8 protein-coding genes and 1 pseudogene are annotated in these 12,545 nt (G+C 43.8%); 6 read left to right on the forward strand and 3 right to left on the reverse strand.

Annotated elements, in window-relative coordinates; translation table 11 throughout:
* Positions 1-20: 20 nt before the first annotated feature.
* Positions 21-3,545, forward strand: a complete 3,525-nt coding sequence (gene nifJ / locus AC4PGZ_RS01490) for a pyruvate:ferredoxin (flavodoxin) oxidoreductase (RefSeq protein ID WP_492159325.1) — start codon at positions 21-23, stop codon at positions 3,543-3,545.
* 155 nt (positions 3,546-3,700) lie between these two features.
* Entirely contained in the window at positions 3,701-5,437 is a 1,737-nt protein-coding gene (locus AC4PGZ_RS01495) for an IS1182 family transposase (RefSeq protein ID WP_492159326.1), read from the forward strand.
* A gap of 222 nt (positions 5,438-5,659) precedes the next feature.
* Here the strand turns inward: AC4PGZ_RS01495 and pepT are convergent, their stop codons facing one another.
* The 3 genes from pepT to AC4PGZ_RS01510 form a co-directional block, all read right to left on the reverse strand.
* A complete protein-coding gene (gene pepT / locus AC4PGZ_RS01500; RefSeq protein ID WP_492159327.1) occupies positions 5,660-6,886 on the reverse strand; it encodes a peptidase T in 1,227 nt (408 codons plus the stop codon).
* 104 nt (positions 6,887-6,990) lie between these two features.
* Positions 6,991-7,536, reverse strand: coding sequence for an ImmA/IrrE family metallo-endopeptidase (locus AC4PGZ_RS01505; protein ID WP_492159328.1), 546 nt, complete (start codon positions 7,534-7,536; stop codon positions 6,991-6,993).
* Positions 7,520-7,948: a helix-turn-helix domain-containing protein gene (locus AC4PGZ_RS01510; RefSeq protein ID WP_492159329.1), complete on the reverse strand. Its 429-nt coding sequence runs from the start codon at positions 7,946-7,948 to the stop codon at positions 7,520-7,522. Before AC4PGZ_RS01510 ends, AC4PGZ_RS01505 begins: the two co-directional genes overlap by 17 nt.
* A gap of 162 nt (positions 7,949-8,110) precedes the next feature.
* Here AC4PGZ_RS01510 and AC4PGZ_RS01515 point away from each other — a divergent pair, with 162 nt between their 5' ends.
* From AC4PGZ_RS01515 to AC4PGZ_RS01530, 4 genes and pseudogenes are all read left to right on the forward strand, one after another.
* Positions 8,111-9,355 carry a DNA polymerase Y family protein gene (locus tag AC4PGZ_RS01515; RefSeq protein WP_492159330.1) on the forward strand — a complete coding sequence of 415 codons (1,245 nt, stop codon included), beginning with the start codon at positions 8,111-8,113 and terminating at the stop codon, positions 9,353-9,355.
* Positions 9,356-9,431: 76 nt separating this feature from the next.
* A complete protein-coding gene (locus tag AC4PGZ_RS01520; RefSeq protein WP_492159331.1) occupies positions 9,432-9,965 on the forward strand; it encodes a GNAT family N-acetyltransferase in 534 nt (177 codons plus the stop codon).
* A gap of 143 nt (positions 9,966-10,108) precedes the next feature.
* Positions 10,109-11,500: an AmmeMemoRadiSam system protein A gene (amrA, locus tag AC4PGZ_RS01525; RefSeq protein ID WP_492159332.1), complete on the forward strand. Its 1,392-nt coding sequence runs from the start codon at positions 10,109-10,111 to the stop codon at positions 11,498-11,500.
* A 260-nt stretch (positions 11,501-11,760) separates the two neighbouring features.
* Positions 11,761-12,400: pseudogene (locus AC4PGZ_RS01530) on the forward strand (radical SAM protein).
* Positions 12,401-12,545: the final 145 nt, after the last annotated feature.

The following is a 12,545-nucleotide window of genomic DNA, read 5'->3' on the forward strand; positions in this document are numbered from 1 at the left end:
TTTGCTGAAGGGAGATTAAAATGAACAGAGTCATGAAAACAATGGATGGAAATGAAGCAGCTGCATATGTATCATATGCTTTTACAGAAGTTGCGACTATCTATCCGATAACGCCATCCTCACCGATGGCAGAGCATGTTGACGTGTGGTCTGCAAACGGAAAGAAAAATATGTTCGGACAGAGCGTGAAGCTTGTAGAGATGCAGTCAGAAGCAGGAGCGGCAGGTGCGATGCACGGAGCGCTGGAGGCGGGAACTCTCGCTACTTCATATACAGCCTCACAGGGGCTTCTGCTTATGATACCGACCATGTACAGAATGTCAGGACAGCTCAAGCCCGGAGTGCTGCATGTGTCGGCAAGGACCGTTGGGACTCATGGGTTTTCGATATTCGGAGATCACTCCGATGTAATGTCATGCAGGCAGACTGGATTTGGGATGCTCTCCACAGGAAGCGTTCAGGAAGTCATGGACCTTTCGGGAGTGGCCCATCTGGCATCCATAAAGGGAAGAGTGCCGTTCATGCACTTCTTTGACGGCTTCAGGACCTCTCATGAGATCCAGAAGGTGGAATGCATGGATTACGCAGACCTTGAAAGACTGGTGGACCAGGATGCCCTCGAGGCCTTCAGAAAGAGCTCACTTAATCCGGAAAGACCTGTTCAGAGGAGCACGGTAATAAACCCTGACGCATTCTTCCAGTCAAGAGAAGCTGCAAATCCATTCTACGACAGGCTTCCACAGATAGTTGAAGATTACATGAATGAAATAAATAAAATAACGGGAAGAAACTACAGGCTTTTCAACTACTACGGAGCTGAGGATGCTACTCAGGTAATAGTAGCCATGGGATCCGTGAGCGGGGCAATTCAGGAAACAGTAGATTATCTGAACAGCCAGGGAAGAAAGACCGGCTATCTTCAGGTACATCTGTACAGACCTTTCTCAATAAAACATCTCCTCAGAGAGATGCCGTCTACTGTAAGGCAGATTACGGTGCTTGACAGGACAAAGGAACCTGGCGCTTCTGGAGATCCGCTTTATCTTGATGTCTGCTCAGCATATATTGACTGCAGCGACAGGCCTCAGATACTCGGAGGAAGATACGGGCTTTCATCAAAAGACGTGACTACTGCTCAGATGGTGGCGGTGTTTGACAATATGAACAGCAATGAACCAAGAAATCAGTTCACAGTGGGAATAAACGATGACGTCACATTCAGATCGCTTGAGACAGGTCCTGAGCTGGACCTTTCATCTGAAGGGACAGTAAGCTGCAAGTTCTGGGGACTGGGCTCTGATGGAACCGTAGGAGCGAACAAGAACTCCGTGAAGATAATCGGAGACCATACAGACATGTTCGTACAGGCATATTTTGAATATGACACCAAAAAGTCAGGCGGGATAACCAAATCACACCTTCGCTTTGGAAAGCATCCTATAAGATCGAGCTACTATGTAAAATCCGCGAACTTTGTGGCATGCCACAATCAGTCATATATAAACAAGTATGATATAGTATCAGACATAAAGGACGGCGGAGTGTTTCTTCTCAACTGCACCTGGAAAGGCGAGGAGCTCGAGGACAATCTTCCGGCTCAGGTAAAGAGGCAGATTGCAGAAAAAAACATAAAGCTGTATACGATAGATGCTACAGGAATAGCAAAGGATCTTGGCCTTGGAAATCGTACAAATACTGTGCTTCAGGCAGCATTCTTCAAGCTTGCGGACGTAATACCGGTTTCAGAAGCGGTAGACTACATGAAAAAAGCCATCTACAAGACTTATGGAAACAAGGGCGATGATATAGTCAAAATGAACTACGCCGCAGTAGATGCAGGAGTTGAAGGCGCTGTAAGAGTGGAAGTTCCTTCCAGCTGGGCAAATGCAATAGAAAAATCTCTTTCAACTACAGAAAAGCTTCCAAGATTCGTGGAGGAGATAATGATCCCGATGAATTCTCAGAAGGGAGATGACATCCCGGTAAGCGCATTCAGGGGAATGGAAGATGGCACCGTGCCGCTCGGAACTTCAAAATATGAAAAACGCGGGATTGCCACAGATGTACCTGTGTGGAATGTGGATAACTGCATCCAGTGCAACCAGTGCTCATATGTCTGTCCACATGCTGCGATAAGACCATTCCTTCTCACAGAGGAAGAAAAGTCAGCGGCCCCTGAAGGCTATGATACAAAGCAGGCTGTCGGAAAAGGCCTTGAAGAATATTCATACAGGATACAGGTAGATGTGCTTGACTGCACAGGCTGCGGAACCTGTGTACAGGTATGCCCGGCAAAGCAGAAGGCGCTTACGCTTGACTCGCTTGAATCGCAGATGGATCAGATGAAGAACTGGGACTACTCGCTTGCACTTTCACACAAGAAAAATCCTGTGGACAAGTTCTCCGTAAAAGGAAGCCAGTTCGAGCAGCCGCTGCTCGAGTTCTCAGGAGCATGCGCAGGCTGTGGAGAGACCGCATACATGAAGCTCATGACACAGCTTTTCGGAGACAGGATGTATCTTGCCAACGCTACAGGATGTACTCAGGCCTGGGGCGCGGCAGCTCCTTGCGTGCCTTATACGGTGAACAGGGATGGACATGGCCCTGCATGGTCAAACTCGCTTTTTGAGAACAACGCAGAGTTCAGCCTTGGCATGTGCCTTTCAGTAAGGCAGCAGAGAGAAAGGCTTGCAATGAAGCTTGAGGAGCTCATGAGCATCACATCTGATGAAGCTCTCAGATCCGCAGTCGCAGAATGGCTTGAAAAGATAGATTCGAAGACAGAATCAAAGGAAATAAGCAGAAAGCTCACAGAAGCGCTCATAAGAGCAGAGCTCTCAGGCAAAGCCGCCGAGCTTAAGGATTATGCTCTCAGAAACAGAGAGCATATGGTAAAGAAATCCATGTGGATGTATGGAGGAGACGGCTGGGCTTATGATATAGGATACGGTGGTCTGGACCACGTGCTGGCGTCAGGTGAGGATGTCAACATACTGATAGTAGATACGGAGGTGTATTCGAACACAGGAGGACAGTCATCAAAGGCGACTCCTCTCGGAGCGGTGGCTCAGTTTGCAGCCTCAGGAAAGAAGATACAGAAAAAAGATCTGGGCCTCATATCAATGGCTTACGGATATGTATATGTTGCACAGGTAGCCATGGGCGCAAATCAGGCGCAGCTCATTAAGGCACTAAAGGAAGCCGAGGAGTATGACGGACCGTCCATCATAATCGCATATGCGCCATGCATAAGCCATGGGCTCGTGAACGGAATGGGAACCTCACAGCTTGAATCAAAGAGAGCTGTAGAGGCAGGATACTGGCATCTCTACAGATACAACCCACTTCTTGCCGAGCAGGGGAAAAATCCATTCATCCTCGATTCCAAAGAGCCTACAGCCGATTTTGAGGAATTCCTTATGGGAGAGGTGAGATATGCTTCGCTCAAGAGGACCTTCCCAGATCAGGCGAAAGAGTTGTTTGCAGCAGCAGCAAAAAAAGCTGCAGAGAAATACGAGAAATACAGAAGGCTCGCTCAGGATTAGGCAAAAAAAATATAAGATAATAAAATAAATGAAGGGGCTGTCGGGAAATAACCCCCAAAGAAAAAAGCGACTAGTTCGCTTTTTTTAATGCAAAAAAAAAGATGACAAAATAATATTGCCATCTCTTTCCGTTATATTATAAAATATAACTACTCATGAAACAATATTATAACCAATTTTTTGAAAAAGGACAACAGGTTATTAATTTTAATTTTTACAATTTAGGTTTATCTGCTGACGATCCAGTCTATACCCTAATAAATATATTGGAGGATTTCGATTTTTCTAGCTTGCTGGCTAGATACTCAAACAAGGGAAGAAAAGGCTATAACCCTATTATGTTATTTGCAGTATTGCTTTACGCAAATATGAGAGGAATTAGAGCTGTTGACCGCATTGTAGAACTTTGCGAAAGAGATATAGCCTTTATTTGGCTGACAAAAGGCGAAAAGCCTCAAAGAGATACTTTCTATGCTTTCTTAAATGAAAAATTAACAAAGGAAATACTCGAAGATCTTCATTACCAGTTCATACGAATATTAGAAAAAAAGGGACTCGTTACTTTAAAAACCCTATTTATTGACGGCACTAAAATTGAAGCAAATGCAAATAGATATACATTTGTATGGAGAGGAACTGTAAATTATCATTTAGCAGGTCTTCTGGATACTATTGATAAGCTGTACCTAAGATATAATCAATTTCTGCAATCTCAAAATTATCACAAATCCTATAACTTACCTTTAGAAACCATGTTTGTTGTGGAAGGAATTGATAAAGTTAAGGATATTATTGCTAAAAATAGAAAGCGAAAATCATTAAATCTGGAAAAGATTTCAAACAACTCAATCATTGAAATCGGCAATATATGTCCATTGAAATTAATTGAGCTTCAAGCAAACTTAAGTCGCATTGCTGACGCAGAAAAAATTCTCTTTGTTCATGGAAAGAGAAATAAAAAAAGCGAGCTGCAAAAACTCTATGAGGCAATTGAAGAAGCTTCAACGAGACTATTGAAATATAAAGAATATTTCAAGCTTATGGGAACTGATAGAAATAGCTATTCAAAAACAGATATAGAAGCAACCTTTATGCGTATGAAAGATGATCATATGCAAAACGGACAGTTAAAGCCAGCATACAACGTTCAAATTGCAGTTGAAAATTACTTTATTATCCATACTTACATAAGCAATGACCGAACGGATTACAATACACTTATTCCTGTACTTGAAAAACATAAAGCTTATCTTAATAATTTTCCGCAGGAAGTGACGGCCGATAGTGGTTATTCCAGTGAAGCTAACTTAGTTTACTTTAAAAACAATAACATAGATTCATACATAAAACTTCAAATGCATGAAAAAATGAAAACCAGGGCGTACAAGAACGATCCCGGCAAGTTTTATAATATGGAAAAAATAATTACAGAAAACGGTGTTCAGTTCATATGCAAAGATGGACGAAAACTTCAATATGAACTCTCTGAATACAGAAACCATAATGGTTACAGAAGTAATTTCGAAGTCTACGCTTGCAAAGATTGCAGCGGTTGCGAGTTTAAGCCACACTGTTTGTATAAATACAACGAAGAAAAAGATATCCACAAAAACAAAGTTATGAAGATAAATCTGCTTTGGGAAACCTTAAAGACAGAGTCCAATAACAATGTACAAAGTGAAAAAGGTATCTTGTATCGTCAGATACGTTCCATTCAGACCGAAGGTCATTTCGGAGACATCAAAGAAAATGATAATTTTAGAAGATTTAATCACCGGACATCTGAAAAAGTACATAAAGAGTTCTTTTTGTATGCTATAGGCAGAAATTTAAATAAGTATTATCGCTTCTCAAAAGAAATAATTAAGACCTATGAAGCAAAAATAGCTTAATCCTATCGGATTTTTATAAGTCATGAGAAACTATCAAGTGGCTTTTTTTGTCATACAATAAATATTGAATTAAACAAAAAAAATCCTAAATTATTCTGTGTTATACGTTTTTGTAGATGTTGAATAATCTAGGATTTTTAATTATTAAAGTTTAGGGGTCAAAAAACTTCATTCTCCGACAGCCCCTTCGTTTAACTTTACTCAGGATAAGAAGAATCTGTGCTACTTCGGCATATCCGCATATATAGCTACTATGTTTTCAAGTATTTCTACTGTCTTGTCCATTCCCTCAACGGTTATGTGCTCATAAGGCCCGTGGAAGGCATATCCGCCTGTGCCCAGGTTTGGACAAGGCAGACCCTTGAAGCTCAGGTTGGCGCCGTCAGTTCCTCCTCTTACGGGGATTATCATAGGCTCTATGCCTGCTTTTTCTACAGCAGCTGAAGCGTTTTCTATTATATGGAAGCAGGGCTTTATCTTTTCGACCATGTTCCTGTACTGGTCCTTGAGAGTAAGTGAAACCGTGCCCTCTCCGTATTTCTCGTTCATGAGCTTTTCTATGAGCCTGAGAGTGGCTTTTCTGGCCTCGAGCACTGCAAGGTCATGGTCTCTTATTATATAATCAAGCCTTGCGTGCTCAACGCTACCGTTTATGGATGTCATATGAAAGAATCCTTCATAGTTCGTCGTATCTCGTGGAGTCTCTCCAGTAGGAAGCATGGAATTTATCTCTGTTGCTACCAGCGAAGCATTTATCATGGTATCCTTAGCTTCTCCGGGATGTACATTGAAGCCATTTATGTCAAATGATGCGCTGGCTGCATTGAAATTTTCATATGATATCTCGCCTTCAGGACCGCCGTCCACGGTATACGCGAAATCAGCTCCAAAGGCCTGTATGTCAAGGTGGTCAGCTCCTGAGCCAACTTCCTCGTCAGGCGTAAAGCCTATGCATATCCTTCCGTGAGGGATCTCATTTTTGATAAGGTTCTCAGCAAGAGTCATTATCTCGGCTATACCAGCTTTGTTGTCTGCACCCAGAAGCGTGCTTCCATCAGTTACTATAAGTGTACGGCCCTTGAGAGCAGGAAGGTGTGGAAATTCATCAGGGGATAGCACCCTTGAGCTTTCGCCGAGCACGATGTCCTCTCCGCTGTAATTTTCTATTATCACAGGATTTACGTTCTCACCGCAGAAGTCAGGCGTGGTATCGATATGCGCGATAAATCCTATGGCAGGTTTATCCTCATATCCGGGAGTCGCCTCAATAGATGCGTAGACATAGCATTTGTCGTCTACACGTGCATCTTTGACTCCAAGCGATCTGAGCTCATCTGCAAGGACATTTGCGAGATCAAACTGTATTCTGCTTGTAGGGACAGTTTCACTCTGGCTGTTACTTGAAGTATGTACTGTAACATAATTTAAAAATCTTTCATAAGCCTTCATTTTCTGTTTCCTCGTTTCGTTTGTTTATTTAAATACTGACTTTCCATAGTATAGATTATCACATATCGGGACATATTGCCATAAAATCTAACAATTAACAAACTCTATACGTGGTCGCAGCCGTCATGAAGGCTCACTTTCTTAAGAAAATCTCCAGTCGGGACAAAGCTCATGTCGTAGTCAGCTCCGCATCTTCTCATCTCATTCAGCTTTATGAGGAGAAGATTAATGTTGATATCCATAGCACATGAAATCTGCAGTACATCGAGGCCTTCTCTGAGCATGGATTCAAGCTCGCGTTCATCGATAAGCAAGTGGGCTGCAAATACATTTGCCTCATACTCCGGCCTTGAGGTCACGTCAAGTACCTGAAACTCACGAAATGAAGATTCGCTGCAGAGCTTCTGGTGAAGCCTGTCATGCCCTATCTCATGCGCAAGCACGAGACTCATGAGGCGGCTGCTGAGCCTTGAGTTTATGAGTATGCATCTTCTCCTGTTTATGATGGTGTACATTCCGAGGAGCTCTCTCAGGTCATCGAGGTAGTATATGTGTATTCCCAGCATCCCGGCAAGCTTTACAGGATCTCGCGTATCATATTTCCTTACGAGAGATTCGGCGAGGCTTCTTATGTTATTCAGGCGAGCCATCTGTCTCACCCCCGGTGTCGCTGATTCGGGAATATTTGCGGTTCTCTTTTTTTGAATCCCAGTATATCTGCTGGAGAGCCTGCATTACAGCATCTTTGTCATTGTCTGACAGCCTTCCTCCTGCAAAAAGCCCCGCCACATCATTTATGATCTTCTCGGCCTGCTTCTGACCGCTGTATCCGTACTGCTCTCCTGCTGAAGTCACAAAGTCTTCATCCTCTGTCAGGAGGTAATTTATATCGACTCCGAGAATCCTGGAAAGCGAAAAATATACCTCGCGCTTTCTTGGATAGCTGTCCCCGAGCTCATAATTCTTGTATGTCCTCAGCGATACTCCGGCCATTTCTGCCATTTCTGACTGTGTATAGCTGGATTTTTTTCTGAGCTCTCTGAGCTTGTCACAAAATTTCATAATCGTCTCCTTCTTTTTCAGTATATTTAAGTGCAATTAAAATGCACATAATATGTAATTAACCCTTGACAGGTGCATTTAAAATGCCTATAATGATTCAAAGGGCATTTTGATTACACTTATGATATTACATATTGCACTTTTTGTCAAGGAGGAAGACTGATGCCTGAAAGGACGATATTACATTGTGACATGAACAACTGCTATGCTTCCATTGAGCTTATATCCAATCCGCAGTGGAGAGGAAAGCCTCTTGCAGTATGCGGATCTGCTGAGGAACGAAGAGGTATAGTACTTGCAAAATCTGAAGAAGCAAAGAAATTCGGGATAAAGACAGGCGAGACACTCTGGCAGGCAAAGCTCAAGTGCCCTGACCTTATAACAGTAGAACCGCATTATGAGGAATATCTCAAGTACTCCAGGCTTGCCCGCAGCATATATTATCAGTACACAGACAGGGTTGAGCCGTTCGGGCTCGATGAATGCTGGCTTGACTGCACTGGGAGCATCAGCCTTCTTGGAAGCGGAGAGAAGATAGCGGAGGAGATAAGAGAGAGAATAAAGAATGAGCTCGGAATAACAGTGTCAATAGGGGTCAGCTTCAACAAGATATTTGCAAAGCTGGGAAGCGACCTTAAAAAGCCGGATGCAGTAAGCTTCATAGGAAGGACTGATTTCAGGCGCAAGCTCTGGAAACTCAGCGCATCAGAGCTTCTTGGAGTAGGAAGATCAACCGCTGAAAAGCTCAGTCGCTATGGAATAAACACCATAGGCGATCTTGCCGGGGCAGATCCGCGCCTGATGATGCAGATACTTGGAAAAAACGGGATACAGATATGGAATCATGCAAACGGACGCGACGAATCAGATGTAATGCCTGCAGGATACAGAGCCCCTGTAAAGAGCATCGGACACGGAATAACCTGCATCATGGATCTTGTAAATGATGAGGAGGTAAAGCTTGTTTTCCTGGAGCTGTGCCAGGATGTATCAAGGCGCCTCAGGGACAATCAGCTGAAGGCTTCAGGGGTCATGATATCAGTCAGGGATTCTACCATGGCCTGCAGGCAGTATCAGTGCATCCTGAAGATTCCTTCTCAGTGCTCATCTGAGATAACGAGGGCTGCTTCGGAGCTTTTTTCTAAAAAGTACAGCTGGGATGCACCGGTGAGAGCACTTGCAATATCGGCGATAAATCTCATGGATGAAGAGACGCCTTATCAGCAGGACCTTTTCTCAAACCACGAAAAGCATGAAAAGCTGGAGCGGGCCGAGAGAGCAATGCACAGCCTCAGAAAAAGATATGGAAAAAAATCCGTGACATATGCATCTCTCATACAGGATATAAAGATACCGGGAGAGCGGACCGACATCGTGGTACTTCCTACAATGGCAGGAAGATATTGATCATTGAAAAAAACTGATACTGGCAATATAATATAACTGGAACTTATATATATGAAAAGAGGAAGAGAGAGAATAAATGAAAACTATAACTACTAAAAAAGGACAGGAAATAATTCTCAGATACCCCACCCGTGAAGATGCCAAGTCGGTTGTTGATTTTTACAATATGGTAGGGGCGGAGACAGAATATCTTTCCTTCTGCGGAGGAGAATACAGGGTTACGCCGGAGCAGCAGGAGAAAATGATAGATGAGGCAAATTCCTCGAATAACAGCACCATGATACTGGCGGTTGCGGATGATGAGATAGTTGGCATCGGAACTATTTCGTCCAATCAGAAGATAAAGGGAAGACATGTAGGCACACTGGGGATAGTAGTGGCTGAAAAGCACTGCAATACTGGTATAGGAAGGGCAATGATGGATGAGCTCATAATGTGGTGCAGGCTTAATGGAATAACCAGAAAGATATCTCTCGTAACCTCGCAGGAGAACAAGGGAGCCATTGCGCTTTATGAAAAATTAGGGTTTGAAGCAGAAGGAATACTGAAAAATGAAATATGCATAAACGGAAGATTTTCCAATCTTGTATACATGGGGCTTATGATATAGAGCCATATTAAAATACTCCCTTAGCTCTCTGAGAGCAGCAAGGGAGTATTTTAATATTCATGCAGACCTCGTAATCTCATACTTATCTTTGGGTATAAATAAGCCAGGTGAATTTCAGGATATAAATTTCAGGAGGTAAGAGAATGAAAGGTTATTATCTGATGCCCCATCCGCCTCTAATAATTCCGCAGATAGGAAGAGGCGAGGAGAAGAAGATCGAATCCACTATAAAGGCCTGCACAGAGATTGGAAGGAGAATACGCGAAACAGCTCCTGACACTGTCATAATAATAACCCCTCATGGGATGGTGTTCCGTGATGCGGTAGCTGTATATACTCAGGAGGAGATCAGCGGCGATTTAGGAAGGTTTGGGGCTCCCGGAATAAGCATGAGCCTTGAAACGGATACAGAGCTTGCAGACTTGATAATAGAAAACGCCGAAAAAGACGGACTTGTGGCAGTCAGGATTGGAAGCGGAGCAGGAAATCAGTACGAAGACCGGGCGCAGCTCGATTATGGGGTCATGGTGCCGCTTTATTTTACCGGAGATATGAAATTCAGGATAGTATGCCTGGCATACGGATTTCTTACACCGCGTGAGCTCTACCGCTTTGGGATGGCAATAGAGAAAAGCGTAAAAGAAACAGGCCGATCCGCAGTCATGATAGCCTCAGGAGACCTATCTCATCATCTTACAGATGATGGGCCTTATCATTACAGTCCCTTCGGTCCGAAGTTTGACAAGAGGATTACCGAAATAATATCTTCTGGGGATATTGAAGATATTTTCTATATGGATGAAAAGGAGACAAGAGAGGCCGGAGAGTGCGGGCTCAGGAGTCTCTACATGCTGGCAGGAGCGCTGGATGGAAAAGAAGCAGAGGGAGAGCTTCTGAGCTATGAGGGGCCGTTCGGGGTAGGCTATGCAGTGGCTGAGTTTCATCTCAGCTACGGAGCCGATATGCAGGACCGTATGACAGAAGCAGGCAGCCGCCATGACAGGAGGATGAGAGCGGGGAACCCTCATACGAGGCTTGCAAGGACAAGTCTTGATTATTTTTTCAGGAATCATGTGCCGATGCCTGTAAAAGAAAGCGACTGGCCTGAACTTTTATCAAAGAGAGGTGGAGTCTTCGTATCAATAAAGATCGATGGAAATCTCAGAGGCTGTATAGGAACGATAATGCCAACCACAGGCAGCCTGGCAGAGGAGATAGTGCAGAATGCTATCTCGGCGGCAGTAGAGGATCCGAGATTCATGCCTATGGACATGGAAGAGCTGAGGGAGTGCGATATATCGGTTGATGTGCTTGGGAGTCCTCAAAGATGCTCAAGGGAGGAGCTCGATCCAAAAAGATATGGGGTCATAGTAAGCCGGGGATCAAGAAAGGGACTTCTCCTTCCTGAGCTTGAAGGAGTCGACACTTCAGGCCAGCAGCTTGCCATAGCGCTCAGGAAGGCGGTCATACCCGAAGATGCAGACTATGAGATCGAGCGCTTTGAGGTAGTGAGATATGAGGAGGAGATAAAGTGAAAAAAGAAGCCATGTTTTATGAAGCTTTTGATGATCATGCGCTGTGCCATCTCTGCCCCCACGAATGCAATATAAAGGAAGGAAACCGGGGGATGTGCAGAGTGAGAGGCGCGCTCAGAGATGAAGAGGGCATGCTCAGGCTGTATACTTTCAATTACGCAGAGGTATCCTCGCTTGCAGTCGATCCTGTTGAGAAAAAACCCCTCGGCAGATTCTGCCCGGGAACGCTTATACTTTCCGCAGGTTCATATGGATGCAACATGAAATGCCTGTTCTGCCAGAACTATCATATCGCGCATGAGGACCCTGAGACTCTGTTCATGACTCCGCAGGACATGCTCGAGAAAGTAAGGCAGCACAGGGAAAGCATAGGGCTTGCATTCACATATAATGAGCCGACCGTATGGTATGAATATGTACTTGATACGGCGCAGCTTATAAAAAGCGAAATGCCTGAAAAAAAAGATCGTGATCGTCACAAATGGATATATAAATCCGGAGCCACTAAAAAAACTCCTTCCTTATATAGACGCCATGAATATAGATCTCAAGGGGGGAGATGAGTTCTACAGGAGCATATGCTCCGGCAAAATGAGAGAGGTAATGGACAGCATAAGGCTGGCAGATGAGATGGGGGTTCATGTAGAGGTGAGCACTCTAATAATTGGAGAAAGAAACAGCGATGAAAAAACCCTGACAGAAATAGGAGAATTCATCAGAAGCGTGAATCCGGATATCACGCTTCATATATCGAGGTATTTTCCATGCTACAGGATGAATAATCCTTCTACAGATATAGCGACGATGAAAAAAGCTTATCATACACTTAAAAAAATGCTTCGGGATGTAAGGCCCGGAAACGTCACATCAGAAGAATTCAGGCGCATCACAGAAAATTAGCATATGTTATACCTAGATTCTACGTCAGTACTTCAAAAAGCATAATCAAAGCCTTGATAAATATGCGTTCCTTCGAAATTCAGCTTTCACCCATTGGGTGAAAGAAAAGTGCTCAAAAATATGTTAAATTATCAGCTTTTATGAC

Source organism: Proteocatella sp. QWL-06 (genome assembly GCF_058684135.1).

What these genes read in the sequence shown, in the direction of transcription:
- AC4PGZ_RS01495 (WP_492159326.1), top strand. Translation starts at nt 3,701, where the DNA reads ATGAAACAATATTATAACCAATTTTTTGAAAAAGGACAACAGGTTATT.
- amrA (WP_492159332.1), top strand. Translation starts at nt 10,109, where the DNA reads ATGAAAGGTTATTATCTGATGCCCCATCCGCCTCTAATAATTCCGCAG.
- AC4PGZ_RS01505 (WP_492159328.1), bottom strand. Translation starts at nt 7,536, where the DNA reads ATGGCTCGCCTGAATAACATAAGAAGCCTCGCCGAATCTCTCGTAAGG.
- nifJ (WP_492159325.1), top strand. Translation starts at nt 21, where the DNA reads ATGAACAGAGTCATGAAAACAATGGATGGAAATGAAGCAGCTGCATAT.
- pepT (WP_492159327.1), bottom strand. Translation starts at nt 6,886, where the DNA reads ATGAAGGCTTATGAAAGATTTTTAAATTATGTTACAGTACATACTTCA.
- AC4PGZ_RS01520 (WP_492159331.1), top strand. Translation starts at nt 9,432, where the DNA reads ATGAAAACTATAACTACTAAAAAAGGACAGGAAATAATTCTCAGATAC.
- AC4PGZ_RS01510 (WP_492159329.1), bottom strand. Translation starts at nt 7,948, where the DNA reads ATGAAATTTTGTGACAAGCTCAGAGAGCTCAGAAAAAAATCCAGCTAT.
- AC4PGZ_RS01515 (WP_492159330.1), top strand. Translation starts at nt 8,111, where the DNA reads ATGCCTGAAAGGACGATATTACATTGTGACATGAACAACTGCTATGCT.